The organism is Streptomyces sp. NPDC104761, assembly GCF_055583445.1.
In genome coordinates this window covers 77,330-99,712 of the sequence record NZ_JBVJNZ010000002.1, presented here as the reverse complement: position 1 = coordinate 99,712, position 22,383 = coordinate 77,330, and the positions used below count along the sequence as shown (strand labels likewise).

General features: G+C 71.3%; 24 protein-coding genes and 1 tRNA gene. 14 read left to right on the top strand and 11 right to left on the bottom strand.

Translation table 11 applies throughout. From position 1 onward, the window contains the following. Positions 1–361: 361 nt before the first annotated feature. The 4 genes from ACZ63F_RS07030 to ACZ63F_RS07015 all read left to right on the top strand — a co-directional run bounded on the left by ACZ63F_RS07030 (position 362) and on the right by ACZ63F_RS07015 (position 2,767). Positions 362–444: transfer RNA gene (locus ACZ63F_RS07030), tRNA-Leu, on the top strand. Positions 445–664: 220 nt separating this feature from the next. Beyond that, a complete protein-coding gene (locus tag ACZ63F_RS07025) occupies positions 665–898 on the top strand; it encodes a hypothetical protein (protein WP_469709483.1) in 234 nt (77 codons plus the stop codon). A gap of 129 nt (positions 899–1,027) precedes the next feature. Next, positions 1,028–2,548 (top strand): MDR family MFS transporter, encoded by a 1,521-nt coding sequence (locus tag ACZ63F_RS07020; protein WP_469709482.1) that lies wholly within the window; start codon positions 1,028–1,030, stop codon positions 2,546–2,548. A 63-nt stretch (positions 2,549–2,611) separates the two neighbouring features. After that, complete coding sequence (locus ACZ63F_RS07015) at positions 2,612–2,767, top strand: hypothetical protein (RefSeq protein WP_469709481.1); 156 nt, start codon at positions 2,612–2,614, stop codon at positions 2,765–2,767. A gap of 75 nt (positions 2,768–2,842) precedes the next feature. Here the strand turns inward: ACZ63F_RS07015 and ACZ63F_RS07010 are convergent, their stop codons facing one another. The 3 genes from ACZ63F_RS07010 to ACZ63F_RS07000 all read right to left on the bottom strand — a co-directional run bounded on the left by ACZ63F_RS07010 (position 2,843) and on the right by ACZ63F_RS07000 (position 4,502). Further along, positions 2,843–3,430 (bottom strand): TetR/AcrR family transcriptional regulator, encoded by a 588-nt coding sequence (locus ACZ63F_RS07010; protein ID WP_469709479.1) that lies wholly within the window; start codon positions 3,428–3,430, stop codon positions 2,843–2,845. A gap of 262 nt (positions 3,431–3,692) precedes the next feature. Continuing rightward, positions 3,693–3,953: a hypothetical protein gene (locus tag ACZ63F_RS07005; RefSeq protein WP_351957339.1), complete on the bottom strand. Its 261-nt coding sequence runs from the start codon at positions 3,951–3,953 to the stop codon at positions 3,693–3,695. Between the two features lie 147 nt (positions 3,954–4,100). Then, positions 4,101–4,502, bottom strand: a complete 402-nt coding sequence (locus tag ACZ63F_RS07000; protein WP_469709477.1) for a helix-turn-helix domain-containing protein — start codon at positions 4,500–4,502, stop codon at positions 4,101–4,103. Positions 4,503–4,733: 231 nt separating this feature from the next. On the opposite strand from ACZ63F_RS07000, the gene ACZ63F_RS06995 reads away from it, so the two are divergent. From ACZ63F_RS06995 to ACZ63F_RS06970, 6 genes are all read left to right on the top strand, one after another. After that, entirely contained in the window at positions 4,734–4,949 is a 216-nt protein-coding gene (locus ACZ63F_RS06995; protein WP_150134605.1) for a hypothetical protein, read from the top strand. A gap of 75 nt (positions 4,950–5,024) precedes the next feature. After that, entirely contained in the window at positions 5,025–5,243 is a 219-nt protein-coding gene (locus ACZ63F_RS06990) for a hypothetical protein (RefSeq protein ID WP_351710579.1), read from the top strand. An 88-nt stretch (positions 5,244–5,331) separates the two neighbouring features. After that, positions 5,332–7,245, top strand: a complete 1,914-nt coding sequence (locus ACZ63F_RS06985; RefSeq protein ID WP_469709474.1) for a zinc metalloprotease — start codon at positions 5,332–5,334, stop codon at positions 7,243–7,245. A gap of 44 nt (positions 7,246–7,289) precedes the next feature. Next, positions 7,290–7,964, top strand: a complete 675-nt coding sequence (locus ACZ63F_RS06980) for a hypothetical protein (RefSeq protein WP_469709472.1) — start codon at positions 7,290–7,292, stop codon at positions 7,962–7,964. A gap of 220 nt (positions 7,965–8,184) precedes the next feature. Beyond that, positions 8,185–9,363 carry a 4-hydroxybenzoate 3-monooxygenase gene (locus ACZ63F_RS06975; protein ID WP_469709470.1) on the top strand — a complete coding sequence of 393 codons (1,179 nt, stop codon included), beginning with the start codon at positions 8,185–8,187 and terminating at the stop codon, positions 9,361–9,363. Between the two features lie 195 nt (positions 9,364–9,558). Then, on the top strand, positions 9,559–10,416 hold the full coding sequence (locus tag ACZ63F_RS06970) for a Bax inhibitor-1/YccA family protein (RefSeq protein WP_469709467.1): 858 nt from the start codon (positions 9,559–9,561) through the stop codon (positions 10,414–10,416). A gap of 82 nt (positions 10,417–10,498) precedes the next feature. Here ACZ63F_RS06970 and ACZ63F_RS06965 read toward each other — a convergent pair whose 3' ends face one another. After that, positions 10,499–10,729, bottom strand: a complete 231-nt coding sequence (locus ACZ63F_RS06965; RefSeq protein ID WP_093502087.1) for a DUF4287 domain-containing protein — start codon at positions 10,727–10,729, stop codon at positions 10,499–10,501. A 118-nt stretch (positions 10,730–10,847) separates the two neighbouring features. On the opposite strand from ACZ63F_RS06965, the gene ACZ63F_RS06960 reads away from it, so the two are divergent. Then, positions 10,848–11,159, top strand: coding sequence for a hypothetical protein (locus ACZ63F_RS06960; protein ID WP_469709465.1), 312 nt, complete (start codon positions 10,848–10,850; stop codon positions 11,157–11,159). A 148-nt stretch (positions 11,160–11,307) separates the two neighbouring features. On the opposite strand, the gene ACZ63F_RS06955 is transcribed toward ACZ63F_RS06960, so the two are convergent. The 3 genes from ACZ63F_RS06955 to ACZ63F_RS06945 all read right to left on the bottom strand — a co-directional run bounded on the left by ACZ63F_RS06955 (position 11,308) and on the right by ACZ63F_RS06945 (position 14,963). After that, positions 11,308–12,090 carry a hypothetical protein gene (locus ACZ63F_RS06955; protein WP_093502091.1) on the bottom strand — a complete coding sequence of 261 codons (783 nt, stop codon included), beginning with the start codon at positions 12,088–12,090 and terminating at the stop codon, positions 11,308–11,310. A gap of 293 nt (positions 12,091–12,383) precedes the next feature. Next, positions 12,384–13,604, bottom strand: a complete 1,221-nt coding sequence (locus ACZ63F_RS06950; RefSeq protein WP_351961818.1) for an acetyl-CoA C-acetyltransferase — start codon at positions 13,602–13,604, stop codon at positions 12,384–12,386. A 306-nt stretch (positions 13,605–13,910) separates the two neighbouring features. Then, positions 13,911–14,963, bottom strand: coding sequence for an SGNH/GDSL hydrolase family protein (locus ACZ63F_RS06945; RefSeq protein ID WP_352365410.1), 1,053 nt, complete (start codon positions 14,961–14,963; stop codon positions 13,911–13,913). Between the two features lie 150 nt (positions 14,964–15,113). On the opposite strand from ACZ63F_RS06945, the gene ACZ63F_RS06940 reads away from it, so the two are divergent. After that, on the top strand, positions 15,114–16,505 hold the full coding sequence (locus ACZ63F_RS06940; RefSeq protein ID WP_469709462.1) for a cystathionine beta-synthase: 1,392 nt from the start codon (positions 15,114–15,116) through the stop codon (positions 16,503–16,505). Positions 16,506–16,882: 377 nt separating this feature from the next. Here the strand turns inward: ACZ63F_RS06940 and ACZ63F_RS06935 are convergent, their stop codons facing one another. After that, positions 16,883–17,752, bottom strand: coding sequence for a helix-turn-helix transcriptional regulator (locus ACZ63F_RS06935; RefSeq protein WP_469709461.1), 870 nt, complete (start codon positions 17,750–17,752; stop codon positions 16,883–16,885). 147 nt (positions 17,753–17,899) lie between these two features. On the opposite strand from ACZ63F_RS06935, the gene ACZ63F_RS06930 reads away from it, so the two are divergent. After that, entirely contained in the window at positions 17,900–18,661 is a 762-nt protein-coding gene (locus ACZ63F_RS06930) for an SDR family oxidoreductase (RefSeq protein WP_469709459.1), read from the top strand. 22 nt (positions 18,662–18,683) lie between these two features. Here the strand turns inward: ACZ63F_RS06930 and ACZ63F_RS06925 are convergent, their stop codons facing one another. After that, a complete protein-coding gene (locus tag ACZ63F_RS06925; protein ID WP_469709457.1) occupies positions 18,684–19,097 on the bottom strand; it encodes a hypothetical protein in 414 nt (137 codons plus the stop codon). A 72-nt stretch (positions 19,098–19,169) separates the two neighbouring features. Then, complete coding sequence (locus ACZ63F_RS06920) at positions 19,170–19,793, bottom strand: carbonic anhydrase (protein WP_469709455.1); 624 nt, start codon at positions 19,791–19,793, stop codon at positions 19,170–19,172. Positions 19,794–20,679: 886 nt separating this feature from the next. Here ACZ63F_RS06920 and ACZ63F_RS06915 point away from each other — a divergent pair. Next, a complete protein-coding gene (locus ACZ63F_RS06915) occupies positions 20,680–21,324 on the top strand; it encodes a ScbR family autoregulator-binding transcription factor (RefSeq protein WP_469709453.1) in 645 nt (214 codons plus the stop codon). 121 nt (positions 21,325–21,445) lie between these two features. On the opposite strand, the gene ACZ63F_RS06910 is transcribed toward ACZ63F_RS06915, so the two are convergent. Next, positions 21,446–22,375 (bottom strand): ABC transporter substrate-binding protein, encoded by a 930-nt coding sequence (locus tag ACZ63F_RS06910; RefSeq protein WP_469709451.1) that lies wholly within the window; start codon positions 22,373–22,375, stop codon positions 21,446–21,448. Positions 22,376–22,383: the final 8 nt, after the last annotated feature.

The following is a 22,383-nucleotide window of genomic DNA, read 5'->3' as shown; positions in this document are numbered from 1 at the left end:
CTCGGCCGAACCGGCCCGTGTAGTCAGCCGCAGTTCCGGTTCCGGGGGGCGACCGAGGGGGGACCGGCGGAGTGCCGGGTCATACCTGGGGATGACACCGGACCCCGAGACCAGGATCCGGAACCGGGCGCCCCCAGTCGTCGAGAACGGGTGGAGCCCCCTTGTTCGGACGGTGAAATTCCGTCATTCCGTGTACGCGCCCACCCACCGCGCGTAACGCTATTGGCAAGTGCGGATGGCTCGTTCCGGGTGCTGATGCACCCTCAGACGTCAATAAAATAAGACAACATCGGGTCGCCCGTCCGCTGTTCGGGGGACGCCTCCCGATAGGGTCGGAGCCTCGTAGCGGAGCCCATGGCCTGCCCGGATGGTGGAATGCAGACACGGCGAGCTTAAACCTCGCTGCCCCTCGCGGGCGTACCGGTTCAAGTCCGGTTCCGGGCACTTTCGCTGCCATTGCGCCGTTCCTGCCCATACGGCAGGTCGGCGTCGGTGCTCTCGTGTCCCGCGGTGACACGTGTCCGCCGGTCGTCTTCGGCGCGGCCGAGGTGACGTACGGTCAACTCTGGCTGGACGCCAGGAAATATGCGGCGGCACTGGCCGGTCCGGGGTCGGCCCGAACAGCCGGGTGGCGCTGCTGCTCGGCGACTCGCCCGAGTTTTCGATGGCTACCGCGGCGTGCAGGCGCTCGGTGCGGGTCACGGTCCTCGCGGACGACGCCGGCACCGGAGAGCCGCGCCTCGACGTGCTCGGTGCGGAGATCGTGGCCTGGAGCAGTACGCGGCTCGCCGCGTACGAGTACCCCCGCCGGGTCGAGTTCCTCGATGCCTTCCCGCTCGGTCTCGGCGGGAAGGTCCTGATACGTGAGCTGACGGCTCCGCTCGCCGCCCGGTCCTGATCTTTCCCTGCTGCCTTGCCGCCCTGCCCCCTGCCGTACCCGGCTCGCTCTTTCGCGACATGTGTTGTGCAGACAACACATGTCGTGGAATGCTCTCGAGCTGCAATCCTCGGAAGGGAAGAGACACCCATGAGCATGGACAATGCGGCGCCGCCGACGGCCGCGGCCGACGCCGGGCGCATCGGCCCGGATCTCTGGTGGCTCACCGGCATCCTGGTGCTGGGAGGCTTCGCCACCCTGCTGGACAGTACGATCGTCAATGTCGCGGTCGGCACTCTCGCCAAGGAGTTCGACGCCGGGCTGTCCGCCGTCCAGTGGTCCGTGACCGGCTATCTGCTGGCCCTCTGCATGACCATCCCGCTCAGCGGATGGGCGGTCGAGCGCTTCGGCGCCAAGCAGACCTGGCTGTTCTCGCAGGTGGTGTTCCTCGCCGGATCATTGCTCGCCGGGCTCTCGTGGTCGGTCCAGAGCCTGATCGTCTTCCGTGTGCTCCAGGGCGTCGGCGGCGGTCTGGTGATGCCGGTCGGCCAGTCGCTGCTGGCCCAGGCGGCGGGTACCAAGCGGCTCGGCCGGCTGATGGGCGTCGTCTCGATCCCCGCGATGTTCGCCCCGGTCGTCGGACCGACGCTCGGCGGAGTCGTCATCGACCACATCGGCTGGCGGTGGATCTTCTACCTCAACCTGCCGCTCGGCCTCGCGACCATCGTGTTCTCCCTCATGAAGATCAGCAACGTGGTCGCCCCGGGCAGGTCCCGGCTCGACGTCCTGGGCCTCGCACTCCTCGCGCCCGGCCTCGGCGCCTTCCTGTACGGCCTGTCCGAGGCGGGCGGCGAGGGCGGCTTCGACAACGACGGCACGATCGCCGGACTCGTCGTCGGGGCGGTACTGATCCTCGCCTTCTGCGGGCACGCGCTGCGCACCCGCTTCGCGCCCCTGATGGACCTGCGGCTGTTCAAGGAGCGCGCCTTCAGGAGCGGCACGTCGGCCACCTTCTTCCTGAGCATGGCGATGTTCGGGGCGATGATCCCGCTTCCCCTGTACTTCCAGCTCGTGCGCGGGGCGGACGTCATGGAGTCCGGCCTCCTGCTGATGCCGCAGAGCATCGGCTACTTCCTCGCCATCGTGGTGGTCGGGAAGCTCACGGCCGCGGCCGGGGCCCGTTCGGTCAGCATCGCGGGCGTCTTCCTGGCCGTGATCGGCACGGTTCCGTTCGGGCTGATCACGGCCGACAGCAGCAAGGTCCTGCTCTGCTCGTCCATGGTCGTACGCGGTTTCGGGTTCGGTGCCGCCATGCTGCCGTGCATGACCACGGCCTACTCGGGCCTGAAGTCCGCCTCGGTGCCGCACGCGACCAGCGCCTTCAACATCTTCCAGCGGATCGGCGCGTCCCTCGGCACGGCCGCCCTCGCCGTGGTGCTCCAGAAGCGCGCCACGGACGAACTGGACGGCCGTGCCGCGGGGCTGACCCAGGTCCTGCCGGGCAGCGACATCGCCCACTCGCTGCCGGGCGCCTTCTCGGTCACCTTCTGGTGGGCCCTCGGGCTGACCGTGCTGGCGCTCCTGCCGTGCGTCACGCTGCCGGGCCGGGTGCCGCGCAACGACTCGGCGCCCGCCTCCCGGACCGCGCAGCTGACCGAACCCGCGGTCTGACCCGGAACAGCAAGCGCCAGCGAGGTGTGCCTGCTGCGCCGCTCGGGACACATCGGCGAGGGCGTGGGCCGCAGCACCCGGTGGGCCGCACTGGCCGAGCTCCGTCGGCACGGGGTCCGGTGGCTGACCGAGGTGCGGTACCGCGCCGTGCTGCCGCAGGGGGTGCTGCTGCGGGACGCGCACCGGTCGGCGGGTGGCGCGGCCGACGTACGGGCCTGAACGCGGTGCGGGCGGTGGAGGAGGGCATGCGGGCCGCGCACGCGCCGGCCGGCGAGGAGGAACGGGCCGGCGACCTCAGGAGGCGCGCCGCAGTCCCTCCCACGCAGCGGCCGCCACGGCCTCGGCGGACAGCAGGTCCGGGCTCGTCAGCCATCGGGTGATCAGGCCGACGAAGGCGCCTGCGACGTAGTGCGCCCGCAGGTCGTTCGGCGGCGCTCCGTCGGACCAGGCACTCGCCGCGTCCATCTGCGCCGTGACCTCGTCGGCGAGGAGGTCACGGAGATGGTTGACGAACCTGGCCGTACCGTTCGGTCCCAGCATCTGCCGGTAGAGCCTGGCGTTCGACTCCACATGCCGGAAGAGCTCGACGAGCTCGGCGGGCATCCGGTCCGGCGGGTGGGCGAGCGGGCAGCGCGCGGCCGCGCGGGCGAGAGCGGTGATCTCGCTCTCCATGGCGGCGAGCAGCAGCTCGTCCCGGTCCTTGTAGTGCTGGTAGACCGTGGCCCGGTTCACGGTGGCCCGTTCCGCGATGTCGGCCATCGTGATGGTGTCGGCGTCGCGTTCCGAAGCCAGTTCCAGCGCGGCCGTCCGTAGCAGCGCACGCGTCCTGAGCACCCGAGGGTCGACGCGGCTGCCCGAGGTCCCTGCAGTGGGTTCCAACACCTTGCCAGACTACCGCCTGAACGACACCGAATGGATAAGCAACACGTGTTGCCGTGGCCGCACAGTCCGCGGAGGACGTCGTCGGTCGTCAGATCGTTCGCGGACGTCAGATCGTCCGCGGGCGCCAGTACCGCGTCGAACTGCCGGCGTTCCCAGGTTCCTGTGTCGTCGACGCCGAAGCCGGCGCGCTCCCTCGACGAAAGCGGTGAATCGCGTTCTGGTTTCTCAGGGCGACGTGCACCCCGGCCGCGCACCCAGGGGCTCACCCCTCGTAGACGGTCAGGACCGCCCCGTCCACCTCGATGCGGCGGCCCGCGCGCATGCCGTTGCGGCGCAGGGTGCGCAGGCACTCCTCGAAGAGGGCGAGTTCGGCCGGGTCCAGGATGGCGGCGGCCAGGTCCAGGAGTTCGGTGACCGAGGTGTCGGTCAGGACCTCGGGCAGTTCCCCGGAGAGCAGGACGACGGACTCGCCGTCGGGTTTGCGGACCACGGCCGTCGCCGGCCCGCCGTGCACGAACAACACATGTCCCCCTGAGAGCCCGTGGTCGTGCGGCTCTCGCGTGTCCCGGGCAGTGAGGCAGAGACTAGCGGCGGATCTTGACGCTTTCGTGCGGAGTTGGATTCTTTTTCCGACTTGACGGAAGAGTGCCGGGGAAGGGCCCGGGGGCGCTCACTTCTCGCGGGGCGCGCGGTCCAGCAGCGACTCGACGAGCGCGGTGACGTGCCGGCGGTCGTCGGCCGACAGTTTCTGGACACTGGCGATGAGCAGCGCGACCTCGGGGTCGGCGGCGCCGGCGTCCGCGGCGCCGTCCGCGCCGGCGGCCGGCGCGGTGTCGTACACGTGGATCCCGCAGGCCTCCGCGGCCGCGCGGCGCACCGCCTCGAGCGGGAGCTCCAGGCCCTTGGCCAGGCCCTCCAGGGTGGTGGCCTGGGGCATGCGGACCACGCGCTCGGTGGTGGCCAGGTGGTGGACGGTGGAGCGGGGGATGCCGCCGCGCCGTGCCACGTCGCCGTAGGACCAGCCCTTGCGGTCGAGGTGCTCACGGATCAACTGCTGCAGTGCGTTGGCCACTGACCGTCACTTCCTGCTCGCCGCCTGCGGGGTCCTGCCCTGTCGCGGCCGATTCTACGGGCGGGTAGGCGTTCGGCCGAGAGGGTGATTTTCCGAAGGGGTTGCGCGGCGGGTTCCCGAGCCCGTAGTGTCCAATCTCGTTGGACAGAACGTCCGACCAGATTGGACAGAGTCCGGGGGGAACCTGACTCGTTCCGATCGGAAATGTCTATCCCTGAGGGGGAAATGATCATGATGGACGCCCATGAGCTCGAGGCCGAGTCCGCGGAGCTGCTGCCGGGTCGTGAGGCCCTGGGCCGGCTGAAGTTCGGCTTCGGCAAGACGGTCAACGTCACCAAGCACGTCGCGAACATCAGCGCCCACAACGAGTCCGCCGCGCTGAACGACCACTCGTCGTGGTCGGTGGCCGACTCCGGCGCCGGTCAGACCATCAGCGTCACCCAGTAACACCGCCCTGGCGCACGGCGCCGGCACCGAGATCGACCTCAACCTCACCGCACACGAAACGAAGGGACATCCGTCATGAGCATGGACATGAACGAGCTGGAGAACGAGTCCGCCGAGCTGCTCCCGGGCCGTGAGGCCCTCGGCCGCCTGAAGTTCAGCTTCGGCAAGACGGTCAACGTCACCAAGCACGTCGCCAACATCGAGGCGTCCAACCAGTCCGCCGCGCTGAACGACCACAGCGCCTGGTCGTCCGCCGAGTCGTCGGCCGCCCAGACGATCAGCGTCACCCAGTAGTTCCCAGGAGCGCCACCGCCGTCGCCCCGGCGGTGGCGCTCCCGGCGGTTCGGGGGGAACACATCGGGGATCCGGGGGGAGACCACACATGACGGTGCTCGGGGACGGAGCCGCCGCACTCTACGACACGGGCCCGGTGCCCGGACCCGGCGGCTGGCCGGTGACCTACGAGCAGGTGGCGACGGGCACCCTGCCGGTGGTCGACCCGCCCTCGCCGGTCCCGAGGCTCAGCGCGGGGCTGCGGCTGCACGGCGAGTACCAGGGGTCGGGGTTCACCGAGCCCAAGTACATCGCCCGCCGGGGGGACGGGCAGGTCGTGCAGCTGTCCAGGCTGCTGTACCTGGTGGCGTCGTCGGTCGACGGCGTCCGCGATGCCGAGGCCATCGCCCACCGGGTCAGCGCCCGCTTCGGACGCGAGGTCAGCGGTGAGAACATCCGCTACCTCGTCGAGAAGAAGCTGGAACCGCTGGGGGTGACGGTCCCGGAGGGCCAGGAGGACGACGAGGTCGACGCCCCGCGCTCCGACCTGCTGCTCGCCCTCAAGGGCCACCGGGTGATCTTCAACGAGCGGCGTACGGCGAAGATCGCGCGTTCGCTGGCGTGGCTGCACCGGCCGGCCGTGGTCGCGCTGGTGCTCGGCTCGGCCGTCGCCATGGACGTCTGGCTGTTCGGGTTCTTCGGGGCGATCGAGCCCGTCCTGGAGGTGCTCGACCAGCCGGTCCTGATCCTCGTCGTCTTCGTGCTCACCGTGGCCTCCCTCGTCTTCCACGAGTTCGGACACGCCTCCGCGTGCAGATACGGAGGGGCCCGGCCCGGCTGCATCGGGTGCGGGCTCTTCCTCATCTGGCCCTCGATGTACACCGACGTCACCGACGTCTACCGGATCGGACGGGGCGGCCGGCTCCGCACCGACCTGGGCGGTGTCTACTTCAACGTCGTCTTCATGCTGGCGATGGCCGGCGCCTACTTCGCCACCGGGGCCCAGTTCTTCCTGGCCACGGTGTATCTCGGGCACTTCGAGATCATGGAACAGCTGATGCCGGCCGTACGGCTGGACGGCTACTACATCCTCGGCGACCTGGCCGGGGTCCCGGACCTGTACGGCAAGATCAAGCCGATCCTGCTGAGCCTGGTGCCGGGGCCGAGGGGGGACCGGGCACGTCAGGAGGTCGCCGGGCTGAAGAAGTCGGCGCGGGCCATCGTCGCCACCTGGGTGCTGACGATGGTCCCGCTGATCATCGGCGAACTCGGGTACGCGCTGTGGAACCTGCCGCGCATCCTCACCACGATGACCCGCTCGCTGACCGAGCAGCTCCTCGGCACCGGCGGTGCGTTCGTGCACGGCCAGGTGGTCGAGGGGCTGGTCGGGACGATCGGCTGCGTGATGCTGCTCTGCCCGATGGCCGGTGTCGTCTACCTGTCCGTGAAGATGGGCGGCCGGATCTTCCGGGCCGCGCAGCGCTCCACGGCGGGCCGGCCGAGGCTCCGGCTGGCGATCTGCGCCCTCGCCCTCGCCGGGCTCACCGGGCTCAGCTACGCCTGGATGTCCGGGGTGACCCCGAAGCCGCTGCCCAAGCAGCCGCCGATCGCACCGATCCTCCAGCCGGGGGTGCCGACCACGGAACCGCCGCCGGCGCGGCAGGCCTCGACCCCGGACCGGCCGGCGGACTCCGGCGCCCCCTCGGACACCGTGTCCGGCGGGCCGTCCGGCCAGGCCGGAGCGAGCGCGGGGCCCTCGGCCGGGGAGGCGTCGCGCGGCGCGTCCGCCTCGGCGTCGCCCTCCGCCTCGGTGCCCGGCAGCCCCGGGCAGGTGGGCCCCACCAAGTCGCAGGCGCCGGCCAGCGGGGGACCGGTCACCGAACCGGTGTCCTCGCCGCCGGAGAGCGTTCCGGCGTCGCCGACACCCACTCCGTCGGAGAGCGTCCCGGTCTCCCCGACCCCCAGCCCGTCCCCGCCGCCGGCCACCGACCCGCCGCCGAGCCCGGCCCCGGCCACGTCCTGACGGGCCGTCTCGAACAATCTTCCGCAGGAGCACAGGAGCACTCCATGAGCAGTCACCGAAAAACCCGTACCACCCCAGGTCCGCTCACCCGGCGCGCCGTCCGGATCGGCCTGTTCGCCGCCGGGGTCGCCGGGGCGGCCACCGCCGTACCCGCGCAGGCGGCCACCGCGGCCCCGCACGCCGCGGTCGTCTCCGACCACGTCTTCAGTCACGCCGACCGCGGGCACCACACCCAGATCCGGGACTCCTTCACGGTCCGCCAGTTCGGCACCGTCAATGCCGCCGGCGTCCGCAACCAGGCCAACGCCGTCTCGGCCGGCTGCTCGGCGGACGACCACTGCCGCTCGGTGGCCCTCTCCTTCCAGATCGTCACGATCGCCGGGGAGCACACCCACCTGAACGCCGTGAACCGCAGCGACGCCGCCAACAAGGAGTGCACGGGCTGTCAGACCCTCGCCGGGGCCTACCAGTTCGTGGTCTCCACGCCGACCGCGCTGCGCTTCGACCGGGCCACCCAGGACAAGCTCGACGACATCCACCGCCGCCTCGACGCGCTGACCCGCTCCACCCTGCCCGCCGACGAACTGCGCACGAAGGCGGACGGGCTCGCCGCCGAGGTCACGGCCGTCCTGCACGACGCGGTCGCGAACGCCCCGAAGGGCGACCCGGCCAAGGACGTCACCCTCCACCGCCACCTGGACGGCTGGCCGGGTCACTGACCCGTCCCGCAGGTTCCCGCACACCGGCCGCCGGGCCCACGACCGCCTTCCGCGGACCCGGCGGCCGGCCGCGTGGGCCGCGGCGGCCTCGGGTGTCTCCATTGACATGGAGTAGGAGCGGACGGAGACTCAGGGGAACAGAGTGAACTAAATTTCACCAGACGAACATCACGGTGGGCATCGAGATGCGCGCCGCGACGGACATCGAAGGGAACGACCGATGCGCACCACCGTCGGCATCATCGGAGCCGGACCCGCCGGGCTCCTCCTCGCGCGGCTGCTGCACACCGCGGGCATCGACTCGGTCGTCCTGGAGAGCCGCGACCGCTCCTACGTCGAGCACCGCCAGCGCGCCGGGATCCTGGAGCAGGGCACGGTGGACGTGCTGCGTGCGGTCGGCGCCGCGGAGCGCCTGGACCGTGAGGGGCTGCGCCACGACGGCATCGAGCTGCGGTTCGCGAAGCAGCGCCACCGCGTCGACTTCCCCGGCCTCACCGGCGGCCGGTCCGTGACGGTGTACGCCCAGACCGAGGTCTGCAAGGACCTCATCGCCCTCCAGCTCAAGGAGGGCGGCCCGCTGCTCTTCGAGGCGGAGGCGCTGGCGGTGGAGGGTGCCGAGAGCGAGCGGCCGCGGATCCGGTTCCGGCACGAGGGCCGCGAGTCCGTCCTGGAGTGCGACTACGTGGCCGGCTGCGACGGCTTCTGGGGCGTCGCCCGCGCCGCCTTCCCCGAGCCCCTCTGCCGGGTCTTCGAACGCACCTACCCCTACGCCTGGCTGGGCATCCTCGCCGACGTCGCCCCCTCCCACGACGAGCTGGTCTACGCCCGCCACGAGCGGGGCTTCGCCCTCCTGTCCATGCGCTCCCCGTCCGTGTCCCGCCTCTACCTGCAGGTCCCCGCCGGCACGGATGCGGAGGACTGGACCGACGAGGCGATCTGGGACGAGCTGGAGCGGCGCTTCGAGACCGACGACGACTGGCGCCTGGAGCGCGGCCCGATCACCCAGAAGTCGGTCACGCCCATGCGGTCCTACGTCCACGAGCCCATGCGGCACGGCAGGCTCCTCCTCGCCGGGGACGCCGCCCACATCGTGCCGCCCACCGGCGCCAAGGGGCTGAACCTGGCGGTGGGCGACGTCGTGACCCTCGCCCGCGCCCTGGTCCACGAGAAGGAGACCGGCTCCCCGGAACTGCTCGACGCCTACTCGGCGACCTGCCTGCGCCGCGTCTGGCAGGCCGAGCGGTTCTCGTACGACATGACGAGCATGCTCCACCCCGGTCCCGGCGACACCCCCTTCGACGCCCGGCTCCAGCTGGCCCGGCTCGGCCGGATCGCCTCCTCCCGGGCGGCCGAGACCGACCTGGCGGAGGCGTACACCGGCTTCCCGCTGGACGCCTGAGGGATCTCCGGCCGGTTCCGGTCGTGTTCCGGCTTCGTCATGGAATGAAGCCCTCCGTGGCCGGGAATGAGGGCTCCGCGTAGCGTGTTGCGCAGCACGGTGAGGGAAAGATCCTCCGCAGGTAGTAGGGTCAGTCTTTTGCCAATCCATTACTCTTGACGCCAAGGCCGCGCAGGGTGGCCATGGAGGAGTGAAATGAGGAGCAGCAACCCGGTCTTCTCGCGACGGGGGTTCAGCCGCGACAACGGCTACGCGGGCTTCAACACCGCGCCGCAGGCCGGGTACGCACAGGGCAACCCGTACGCGCAGAACCCGTACGCGAACAACCCGTACGCCCAGCAGGACCTCCAGCAGGGCGCCCCGCCGCAGGCCCCGGCCACCACCGGCCGGATGACGATGGACGACGTCGTCATGCGCTCGGGCATGACGCTCGGCACGGTCGCCGTCGGCGCGATCCTCGCCTGGGCGCTGCTGCCGATCTCGGCCACCAGCTACGGCCTGGCCGTCGGCTCCGCGATCGTCGCGTTCGTCCTGGCCATGATCCAGAGCTTCAAGCGCACCCCGGTGCCCGCGCTGATCCTGGGATACGCCGCGTTCGAGGGCGTCTTCCTCGGCGTCATCAGCGAGATGTACAACAGCCAGTGGAGCGGCGCCCCGTTCCAGGCGGTGCTCGGCACCCTGGCGGTCTCGGCCGCGACGCTGCTGGTCTACAAGGCCGGCTGGATCCGCGTCACCGCCCGCTACGCCCGCATCGGCATGGCCATCGCCATCGCCTTCGTGCTGCTCATGGTGGTCAACCTGCTGCTGGTCGCGTTCGGCGTCGCCGACAACGGCGGACTGCGCAGCTTCGGCCCGCTCGGCGCGCTCGTCGGTGTCATCGCGATCCTGCTCGGCGCGTTCTTCCTGACCCTCGACTTCAAGCAGATCGAGGACGGCATCGCCTACGGCGCCCCGAAGAACGAGGCCTGGCTGGCCGCGTTCGGCCTCACCATGACGCTGGTGTGGATCTACGTCGAGATGCTGCGCCTGGTGGCGATCTTCAGCAGGGACTAGCCGCGCCCGGAGAAGTGAGAAGAAGTGAGAAGGGCCCCGGGGCACCGCCCCGGGGCCCTTCGCCGTCTGTGTGCGTGCGCGCCTAGAGAAGTTTGCGCGCGGCCCTCCTCAGGTCGTACTCGTGGATCAACGCCTTCGCGTGGCCGTACGCGAGGTTGTGCTCGTGGCGGAGCCAGCTGACCTTTTCCTCGAAGCGGAAGAGGGCCGGGCCTTCGTCGACGGTACGCAGCCAGTCGGACACTTCACGACCGGTGCAGTGGGGGATGCGGGCGAGCATGTTGCGATGGGTCTCCTCGGAGAAGACTTGGGACATCGGCGCCTCCGGTGCGCAAAGGGGGTTGTAGCCGGTCCTTCACGTCACCGTGCCTGAGTGTTGGCGTGTTGGCAACAGTCGTGACAGGACAGCCGGTGGCACGCGTTACGCTCACGGCGTGGTTGATACGACGCCTCTGACCCGTGCCGTGGAACACTTCGCCGACAAGTTGAGGGCGGCACCGCAGAGCCGGCTGCAGCGGGGCGCCGCCGCGGAGGCGCTGGGACTGGCGAGGGAGTTGGCCCGCTGGGCGCAGGCCGTCGAGGAGCCGGGCGCGGAGAGCCGGGAGATGCCGGACGCGGGGATGTTCGCGGTGGCCGACCAAATCATGGTGGCCGGGAACGACTTGGCGATGGTGCTGAAGAACGACGCCGAGGTGGGGGATGCGGTGCGGCTGGTGGCGGAGGCGCAGAAAAGAGCGGGGGTGTGAGGCGGCGGCGCGTTGCCGGGTGCGGGTGCGTGGGGGTTGTTCGCGCAGTTCCCCGCGCCCCTAAAAGAACGGTGTGCTGCAGTGCGCCCCGTCAGGGGCGCGGGGAACTGCGCGAGAAGCCCCACGCACCCGCACCCGGCCAAGCACCTCAGAGCGACGCTATGACCCGGTCCGCCAGGATGTACACGTTCTCCTCGCCGCACGCGAACGTCAGCGTGTAGGCGCCGGAGATCCCGGAGCCGCCCAGCAGGTACGGCGTCTCGCCCGCGCCCAGCGCCGCGGCCAGCCGTTCCGCCGTCTCCCGGTGCCCCGGCGTCATGCACAGGGTCGTGCCGTCGGCGAAGACGTAGACGTCCAGCGTGCCCAGCGGGCCGGGACGGACGTCGGAGAGCTCGACCTGGGACTCGGCCAGCTGCTCCAGCGTCGCGACCGTACGCTCGTGGTCGTTCACCACCGGCGACTGCACCGGCACGAAGTCCGGATGGGACGGGTGACGGCGGCGGGCCGCCGCCAGTTCCGGGGACTCCCCGGCGAACTCGTCGCTGTCCGCGGTCGGCTCGGCGACCGGTTCCAGGCCCACGAAGTCCGTCTGCCGGGGCAGGAACGGCTCGCCGTCCGCCAGGCCCAGCAGCGACGGCGCGTCGGAGGCGTCACGCGCCTCCTGCGCGGCCCAGAAGGCACGTGCCTCGGCCAGCTCCCGCTCCCGCTCCTCGGCCAGCGCCTCCGCCACGGCGGCGCGTATCTCCTCGGCGTCGGCATGGCTGCGAGCCGCCGGCATGAGGGCGCGCAGCGTCGCGGCCTGGTTCTGGGCAAGCTGGGTGTGCAGCTCGGCGACCTGACGGCGCAGCTTCAGTACGGTGCGCAGGACAGCGACGCCCACGGCGCCCGTGGCGGCCGTGGTGAGCAGCAAGGCGATCGGCATGGCGCTCACTGACGTACTCCCGGTTCAAAGTCGACCCCCGACTTCCTACATCAGCTTGAAGGGTGGACTATCAAGCTGTCAGTGCGTAACGTCACGAAACGGACAGGACTTTGGCCCTGGCGTTTACCTGGACAGCCACGCTGACCTGCGGTGATACCCCCCAGGAGGGAGATACGTCACATCCTGGGGGAGATTGGATCACAAATCGGCCCGGCGTTCGGGGTTTTCTCGAACACCGGGCCGCGGTGTCACGGTGGGTCCCGTGACGGTCACTCAGGGGTGAAGCGGGGGTCGTACGGGAGTCAGCTGAGGCGCTCGATGACCATCGCCATGCCCTGACCGCCGCCGACGCACATCGTCTCCAGACCGAACTGCTTGTCGTGGAACTGGAGGGAGTTGATGAGCGTGCCGGTGATGCGGGCGCCGGTCATGCCGAAGGGGTGGCCGACGGCGATGGCGCCGCCGTTCACGTTCAGCTTCTCCAGCGGGATGTTCAGGTCGCGGTAGGAGGGGATCACCTGGGCGGCGAACGCCTCGTTGATCTCGACCAGGTCGATGTCGTCGATGGTGAGACCGGCGCGGCTCAGGGCCTGCTTGCTCGCCTCCACCGGGCCGAGGCCCATGATCTCGGGGGAGAGGCCGGTGACGCCCGTCGACACGATCCGGGCGAGCGGGGTCAGGCCGAGCTCGCGGGCCTTGGTGTCGCTCATGATGACGACCGCGGCGGCGCCGTCGTTGAGCGGGCAGCAGTTGCCGGCGGTCACCAGGCCGTCGGGGCGGAAGACCGGCTTCAGGCCCGCGACGCCCTCCAGGGTGACGCCGGCGCGCGGGCCGTCGTCCTTGCTGACGACCGTGCCGTCGGGCAGCGTCACCGGGGTGATCTCGCGCTCCCAGAAGCCGTTCTTGATGGCTTCCTCGGCGAGGTTCTGGGAGCGGACGCCGAACTCGTCCATGTCCTGGCGGGTGACGCCCTTGATGCGGGCCAGGTTCTCGGCGGTCTGGCCCATCGCGATGTACGGGTCGGGGAGCAGGCCGTCCTCGCGCGGGTCGTGCCAGGTGGACCCGGTCGACGCGGCGGTGGCGGCGGTACGGGCCTGGGCCTCGGCGAAGATCGGGTTCGTGGTGTCCGGGAGGCCGTCGGAGCTGCCCTTGGCGTAGCGGGAGACCATCTCGACACCGGCCGAGATGAAGACGTCGCCCTCGCCGGCCTTGATGGCGTGCAGGGCCATGCGACTGGTCTGCAGGGACGAGGAACAGTAACGGGTGATCGTGGTGCCGGGCAGGAAGTCCATGCCCATCTGCACGGCGACGATCCGGCCGAGGTTGTAGCCCTGCTCGCCGCCGGGGAGACCGCAGCCGAGCATCAGGTCGTCGATGTCGCGCGGGTCCAGCTCGGGGACCTTGGCGAGGGCGGCCTGGATGATCGTCGCGGTGAGGTCGTCGGGGCGCAGGTCCTTCAGGGAGCCCTTGACGGCGCGGCCGATCGGGGAACGGGCGGTCGAGACGATGACGGCTTCGGGCATCACGGCTCCAATGAGGGGGTTGGCAGGGCCGCTTCGGAAGTTACCTGTACGTAAGTCATCGGTCACCGGTGTCGGAGTGTGACACTGGCCGCACTTTCTAAGCGCTTGCTTTTTGGGCGCCGAGGGGTGGTGGGCCCGCGCGGCTGGGTGGGGGTTGTTCGCGCAGTTCCCCGCGCCCCTGACGGGGCGCTGCACAGCGGCCTCGTCCGAAGCGCCCCGTAGGGGCGCGGGGAACTGCGCGACCAGCCCCCACCCGCCCGCAGACTGATCACGGCTCGGCTCCCCGCCCGCACCGGTGGCGTCCCCCTACTCGGCCGTACCCGCCCTCGACCTCGCCTCCTCGGAAGCGGGGTCGGACGGGAGTGGCTCCATCGGCCGGCGCCGGCGGCGTTTGAGCAGGGCCCACGGTCCGCGCGGACCCGTCGGCATCGCCGCCGTGACCTCCGTGCCGGCCTCGGCCGCCGCCTCCGCCGCGGCCCGGGCGACCGGCAGGAAGCCCTCGCGGCGGGTGACGTCGGGGCGCTCCTCCTCCGCCGGCCACAGGCCCAGCGCCGCGCAGACCGTCGGCAGCACCGCCATCGCCGCCGTGGCGTACCCCTCCGCCGAGGGATGGAAGCTGTCCGGGCCGAACAGCTCGCGCGGATGGGCCGCGAACTCGGGGCCGAGCAGGTCGCCCAGCGACACCGTGCGGCCGCCCTGCTCCACCGTCCCGATGGTCTGGGCCGCCGCCAGTTGCCGGGATGCCCGCCGGGCCAGCCAGCGCAGGGGCTGCCGTACCGGCTCGATCGTGCCCAGGTCGGGGCAGGTGCCGACCACCACCTCCGCCCCCGCCGTGCGCAGCCGGCGGACGGCCGCCGAGAGGTGGCGGACCGAGCGGGTCGGCGGCATGCGGCGGGTGACGTCGTTGGCGCCGATCATGATCACGCAGACGTCGGGGACGGGCGAGGCCGTGCCCAGCACCAGGGCGACCTGGCGGTCCAGGTCGTCGGACTGGGCACCGGGGAGCGCCACGTTGCTGAGCACCACCGGGCGCTCCGCGACCGCGGCGAGGCCGGACGCCAGCAGCGCACCCGGGGTCTGGGCGGCGCGGTGCACGCCCTGCCCGGCGGCCGTGGAGTCGCCGAGCATGGTCAGCCGGATGGGCGGCTCACCGGAGGCGGCGTAACCGTCGCCGTAGCGGCCGTCCGCCACCGGCACCCGGCCGCCGCTGGTGCCGTTGTGCACCGCCGTCCTGGCCATCCGCACCTCGGCCAGCACCAGGCCCACCGCGGCCGCGCCGACCAGACCGACCCCGCCACCGCCGTACGCCGCCCCGGCCGCGATCCGCCGGGCCACCCGCGCCCTCGACATGTTCGTCATGCGTCGCCGCCACCTCCTCGTTGCCGCTCATCCACTCCTTGCCCCGTACAGCCCGTGCGTCAATCTCAACGGGGAGTGAACCTCCGGAGCGGGGCCTTAGGCTGGCGGCACAAACAGGACCACACCTTTTGCAAGCAACCGGAGACAACGGTGCGATTCCACGACTCGATGATCAGCCTCGTCGGCAACACCCCGCTGGTGAGACTCAACAGCGTCACCCAGGGCATCCAGGCCACCGTGCTCGCCAAGGTCGAGTACTTCAACCCGGGCGGGTCCGTGAAGGACCGCATCGCGCTGCGGATGATCGAGGCCGCGGAGAAGGGCGGCGAGCTGCAGCCCGGCGGGACCATCGTCGAGCCGACCAGCGGGAACACCGGCGTGGGGCTCGCGATCGTGGCCCAGCAGAAGGGGTACAAGTGCATCTTCGTGTGCCCCGACAAGGTGAGCACCGACAAGATCAACGTGCTGCGGGCGTACGGCGCCGAGGTCGTGGTCTGCCCCACCGCCGTCGACCCGGAGCACCCGGACTCGTACTACAACGTCTCCGACCGGCTGGTCCGCGAGACGCCCGGCGCGTGGAAGCCGGACCAGTACTCCAACCCGAACAACCCGCTTTCGCACTATCACTCGACCGGCCCCGAGCTGTGGGAGCAGACGGAGGGGAAGATCACCCATTTCGTGGCCGGCGTCGGGACCGGCGGGACCATCTCCGGCACCGGGCGGTATCTGAAGGACGCCAGCGACGGCCGGGTGCAGGTGATCGGCGCCGACCCCGAGGGTTCCGTGTACTCGGGCGGCTCCGGGCGGCCGTACCTCGTCGAGGGTGTGGGTGAGGACTTCTGGCCGACCGCCTACGACCGGACCGTCGCCGACGAGATCGTCGCCGTGTCGGACAAGGACTCCTTCCAGATGACCCGGCGGCTGGCGAAGGAGGAGGGCCTGCTGGTCGGCGGCTCCTGCGGGATGGCCGTCGTGGCCGCGCTGCGGGTGGCCGAGCGGCTCGGCCCGGACGACGTGGTCGTCGTCCTGCTGCCGGACAGCGGCCGTGGCTACCTCAGCAAGATCTTCAACGACGAGTGGATGGCCGACTACGGCTTCCTGGAGGACGAGGGCCCCAGCGCCCGCGTCGCCGACGTCCTGAGCGACAAGGCCGCCGGGACCATCCCCTCCCTCGTCCACATGCACCCGGACGAAACCGTCGGGCAGGCCATCGAGGTGCTGCGCGAGTACGGCGTCTCGCAGATGCCCGTCGTCAAGCCGGGCGCCGGCCACCCGGACGTGATGGCCGCCGAGGTCGTCGGCTCGGTCGTCGAACGCGAGCTGCTCGACGCGCTGTTCAGCAAGCGCGCCTCCCTGGAGGACCCGCTGGAGAAGCACATGTGCGCCCCGCTGCCGCAGGTCGGCTCCGGCGAGCCGGTCGGGGACCTGATGACGGTGCTGGGCGCGGCCGACGCAGCGATCGTCCTCGTCGAGGGCAAGCCCACCGGCGTCATCAGCCGGCAGGACCTGCTGGCCTTTCTCGCCAAGGGCGGCAAGCAGTAGCGAACGTCCGGTGAACGGCCCGTGACACCGCGGAACTTGCTGTTCCCTGTCCACGTGGTGGACTTCGCGGAAGTGGTACGAGCGTGTCACGTGCGCGCAGCACCCGCTTAACACGGGTCCGGCAGATTAGTGGATGTCGGCAGGGCGGGAGCGGCTCCCCGCCCCGGCCGGCACCGAACGTCCAAGGACCTCCGGAGCGGCTCCCGGACCTCCATGGACGCCCGGACGTGAGACCCGGCCCTGACCCGGTCCATGTCCCTCGCGGGGACCGCCGTCGTCCCGCCCCCCTACTAGGGGGTGCGGCGGTCCCCGCGCACACCCCTTTGCGGCTGAACCGCCGCCGCTCTCGCGGATGTGGTGCTCGCCGTCGTGGTTCCTCACTTGGTGGTGGGGGCCGTCGTCGCTTTCCAACTGCCCAGCAGTGTGAGCCGTTCCGCCGTCTCCGAGCCCGGTTCCGGGGTGTACGCCACGATCGTCTGGTCCGGGTCGGTGGGGACCGTGAGGGTCTCGTAGGGGAGGGTCAGCAGTCCCGCCACCGGGTGCTGGACGCGCTTCGTGCCGTACGCGCACTCCGCGACCCCGTGGTCCGCCCACAGCCGGCGGAAGTCCTCGCTCTTCAGGGAGAGTTCGCCGACCAGTGCGGCCATGCGGGGGTCGTCGGGGTGGCGGCCCGCGTCGATGCGCAGGTTGGCGACGGTCTGGGCGGCGACGGCGGCCCAGTCGGGGTAGAAGCCCGCGGCCGCGGGGTCGAGGAAGACCTGGCGCGGGATGTTCCGCTCGGCCGGGGCCAGGGCGCTGAACCCGTTCACCGCGTCGCCGAGCGCGTTCCAGGCCAGCACGTCCATCCGGCGGCCCAGCACGAACGCGGGCGTCCGCTCCATGCCGTCCAGGAGCAGCTGTACGCCGGGGCGGACGCGGGGCCGGGCCGGGCGCGCGGTGCTGCCCTTCCTGTGCGGCCGGGCCACCGTCAGCAGGTAGGCGTGCTCGGTCTCGTCCAGGCGCAGTACCCGGGCAATGGCGTCCAGGACCGCGTCCGACACTCCCCCGGACTTCGTCCGGGAGGGACCCCCAGGCCCTCTGCCCTGTTCGAGACGGATGTAGTAGTCGACGCTGACCCCCGCCAGCTGCGCCACCTCCTCGCGGCGCAGGCCCGGTACGCGGCGCCGCCCGTGCGAGACCAGCCCCACCTCCTCGGGCTGGATGCGGGCGCGGCGCGAGCGCAGGAAGTCTCCGAGTTCCCCGTCCATGCATTCGATCGTAGGGGAGCCGCGTCCTTCCAGCCTGGTTCTGCCAGACCCAGGAAAAGCTCAGCCCTGGGTAGGCCGCCCGGTCCCGGCGAGTGTGGAGACACGCCACCGGGGCGGTCCCGGTGGCACTACACCAGGGAGCACCTCATGTCGTACGACAACCTGTCCGGCCGTACCGCCGTCGTCACCGGCGCCGCCAGCGGGATCGGGGCGGCCGTGGCCCTCCGGCTCGCGGAGTCGGGTGCCCGGGTGGCGCTGCTCGCCCGGCGGGCGGACCGGCTCGAGACGGTCGTGGCGAAGATCCGGGCGAACGGCGGGGAGGCCCTCGCCGTGGTCGCCGACGTCACCGACGACGCCTCCGTGCAGGCGGCGGCCGACGCCGTGCACGCGGCCTTCGGGCGCGTCGACCTCGTCGTCAACAACGCCGGCGTCATGCTGCCCAACCCCGTCGACGACGGCCGTATCGACGAGTGGCAGCGCATGCTCGACACCAACGTGACCGGTGTGCTGCGCGTGCTGCGCGCCTTCACCGGGGACCTGGTGGCGGCCGCGGCCGAGGGCCGTACCGCCGACCTCGTCAACGTGTCGTCCATCGGCGCCCACCTCGTCTTCCCCACCTTCGCGGTGTACGGCGCCACCAAGGCCGCCGTCACCTTCCTCTCGCAGTCCCTGCGCGCCGAGTTCGGACCGCGTGACGTGCGGGTCACCAACGTCGAACCCGGTCTGACGGACACCGAGCTCGGCACCCACATCGACGGCGAGGAGCTGCGCGAGCAGGTGGCGGGCATGTTCGACGGGATGGGCGCGCTGGCCGCCGAGGACCTCGCCGACCTGGTCGGCTACGTGGTGAGCCGCCCCCGCAACGTCAACCTGCGGCAGGTCGTCGTCCAGCCGACCCGGCAGGTGTGAGGCGGGCCAGGTGCGGTGCCGGTCAGTCCCCCTGGCCGCGGTCGTCCCGCTGGAACAGGCCGGGGTTGAGGCGGACGGCCTGGGTCGCGTTGACGCCGACGATGCCGATCCAGGTGACGATCACGCCCGTCACGCCGCCGAACGCGCCGCTGATCGCGGAGAGCGGGATCGCCAGCACCAGCGACACGATCCCGAAGCCGAAGCGCTCGCCCCAGGAGTCGGTGCCCCTGGTCCTGCCCGCGCCCCGGGCGGCCTGCATCCGCTGCTCGGCCAGGCCGCGGCGCAGCCCGCGCTCCACCGCGGTGTCGATGCGCCGGTCGATCTTCTCCAGGAACGAGTCGACCAGTTCCGACTCGTACTCCGGCCCCAGGTCCCTGCGGGCGTGCAGGGTGGCGGCGAGGTCCTTCTTCAGCTCGGTGTCGTGAACGTCCGTCATGGCGTCCACCGTAGGGGCCCGGAAAGCCCGTCGCACTGGGGAAATCCCCCGCATCCGGCGGGGGGACCGCCCTCAGGGCAGCAGCGACACGAGCCCGCTGCCGGCGTCGAGCCGGGCCGCGACCACCGACGCCCCCGCGAACCCGGGATCCGCCCGGATCGCGTCCCGCGCCCACATCGTCTGGGCCCGCATGGTGTGCTCGGCCCAGTCGCCGGGCAGCGCCCTGGTGCGGCGGGCGGCCGGTGCGATCTCGTCGACGAGGAGTTCCAGGTGACCGGGGACGGGTGCGCCCGTGCGCAGCCGGGCCAGGGTGGCGGCGACGGCCCCGCAGCCCTCGTGGCCGAGGACCACGACCAGCGGGACGCGCAGTTCCTGCACGCCGTACTGGAGGGAACCGAGCACCGCCTCGTCCAGCACCTGACCGGCCGTCCGCATGGTCAGCAGGTCGCCGAGGCCCTGGTCGAAGACCAGTTCCGGGGCGGCCGCGGAGTCCACGCAGCCGAGCACCACCGCGAACGGAACCGCTGCGGCGGCCCGGCCGCGGCGGGCGCGGCCGGTGGCGTACCGCCGGTTGCCCTGGAGCAGTTCGTCAAGGGCCGCGCTCGCCGAGTCGGGGACGACGGCCGCCGGTACGAGCGCGACGGCCGGCGCGCCGACGGCGGTGGCCGTCGGAAGGGCCGTGGGGTTCGGGGCCATGACGCTTCCTCAGGTGCTGGCGCTGATGATGTCCATCACTGTACGCGGCGGAAACGTCACGTTCTGTTGTCGTTTAATGATCCTTGGCCGGATCATCGACCGCGCGATACCCGGCGCCGACACCCGTCGGCCCCACCGTTCTCGCGCGTTCCGGGCGCGGTCAGAGGGCGAGGGTCTCCCGGTTGCCGTGCTCCGCCGTCGACTTGATCGCGTCCAGCAGCCTGCGCCACGTTGCTCACCGGCGAGGGCGGTCCGGGCGGCAGCGGCCGGTAGGCGTCCGGCACCGGTACCTCCACCGCCGGCGTACCGTTGGCCGTGCACCTCGATGCGGAGCCGTCCCCGCTCGGACCGCCCGTCATGAAGTGGGCCGACGCCGCCGCGCCCGAGCGGAGCAGGCCGCCGGCCACGATCTGGTCGAAGTCGTCCAGCGCCGACAGCGCCGGCAGAGGGATGCCCCGCGCCCAGCCGCGTTCGGCGTGCGCGCCTGCGACTCCCACTCGGATCTGTCCGCCATGGTGGAGCCCCTTTCGCATACGGAGAGTTCGGCCGGTCCGGTCGCGCTCAGGCCGGTTGACGAGACGTCAGGCAGGGGCGCTCACCGTCGCGCGGCGCCTCCGCCTGCGCGCGGCCCTGGTGGAGCAGAGTGGTGCGCGAGCCGGCCGTCCGGGCGGAAAGTGGGTTGCTGCGGCAGGGACGGCCGGTCGAGGTGGTGGGACTGACTCAGGGGGAAGACGTTTCTGACCTGCGTATATGCCGAGACGGACGTACTGGCGGCCGGGGGAAGCGTAGCGAAAAACAGTACCAGTTAGTTGGTTTTTTGTGTGGGGAGAGGCAAACTCAGGACGACGCGGCGACAGCCCGGGTCACGTAGTGAAGGGGTTGGACCATGGCCAGGCAGGAACGCGCGGAGGTCACCCGCGCCGCCATCCTGGAAGGCGCGGCCCGCGCCTTCGACGCCGAGGGGTACCACGGCACGACCCTCGGCGACATCGTCAAGGAATCCGGGGTGACGAAGGGCGCTCTCTACTTCCACTTCACGTCGAAGGAGGAACTCGCCCAGGTCCTCATCGACGAGCAGTTCTCCGTCCTGGCCTCCGCCGCGGACATGGGCGGCCCGGGCGTTCAGTGCGTCATCGACATACTCCACCGCATGGCGCGGCAGCTGGTGGAGAACGTCCAGGTGCGTGCGGGCATCCGGCTGGTGACCGACCAGAGTTCCAAGACCGGCATCGTCAGCGAGCCGTACACGAAGTGGATCGAGGTCTTCCGTACGTGCCTGGTCGAGGGCCAGCAGCGCGGGGACGTCAAGGCCGACGTCGACTGCGAGCGGGTGGCCGCGCTGATCGTCGGCTCCTGGACCGGACTCCAGCTCAGCTCCCAGGTGCTGAGCGGCCGCGCGGACCTGCCCGAGCGGACGACCCTCATGTGGCAGTTGCTGCTGCCGAGCATCGTGCCGCCGCGCAGGCTGGCCCGCTTCCACCCCGAGGGCAGCACCCATGTCATCGAACGGACCCCGGCGGTCGGCGCGTAGGGCCGCCCTCGACCCTTTTTGCCTCGCGATGGCGCCGACGGCGGAGGGGTACGCGCGGAGGGGTACGCGGTGTGAGGCACGTCGGGCGCCCGGCCCCGCCCGCCGGTCCGCGCGGTCCCCGTCAGGCCAGACCGTGCTGCTTCGCGTACGCGGCCGCCACGTCCTCCGGGTCCTTCTTGTCGTTGTCCACCTGGCTGTTGAGCTGGGTGAGCTGCTCGGTGGTGAGGACGTTGCCGAGCTCGGCCAGCGCCTTGCGGACGGTGTCGTCGGCCTTGCGGTCGGCGATCAGCGGGACGATGTGCTGGCTGGGGATCAGGTTCTTCGGGTCGGCCAGCACCACCCAGTCGTTGGCGGCGATGTCGGTGTCGGTGGTGAACAGGTTCGCCACGTCCACGTCGCCCTTCTTCAGCGCGCCCTTGACCAGCGGCCCGTCCGAGTCGAGCGACTTGAACTCCTTGAACTGGACGCCGTACACCTCCTGCAGCCCGACCGCGCCCACCCGGCGCTTCTTCACCTCGGGCGCGGCCCCGATGACCAGCTTGCCGTTCTGCCTGGCCAGGTCGGCGAGGGAAGCCAGGCCGTACTTCCGCGCGGTCGCCCGGGTGACGACGAAGCAGTCGGAGTCCGCGGCCTGCCCGTACGGCAGCACCTGGAGACCGGCCGGCAGCGCCAGGGTGAGCGCGTTCTGCATGGTGCCCGGCTCGGCGGAGGCGTCCTTGGGGGCGAGGTAGTTGAGGAGGGCGCCCTGGTACTCGGGCAGGAGGTCGATGTCGCCGGCCTTGAGCGCGGGGATCACGATCTCCCGGGTGCCGAGGTTGGGGCGGACCTTCACCTTCACGCCGGCCTTCTCCAGCACGGCCGCGTAGAGGTAGCCGAGCACCTGGTTCTCGGTGAAGTTGGCGGTGCCGATGGTGATGCCGCCCTTGCTGGAGCCGCCGCCGGCGGTCGAGCCGCTGCTCTCGTTCAGGGAGGTGATGCCGCTGGAGCAGGCGGCGAGGGCGGGGACGGAACCGGCGGCGAGCAGGCCACCGAGGAGGGTACGACGGTTCATGCGGGTTC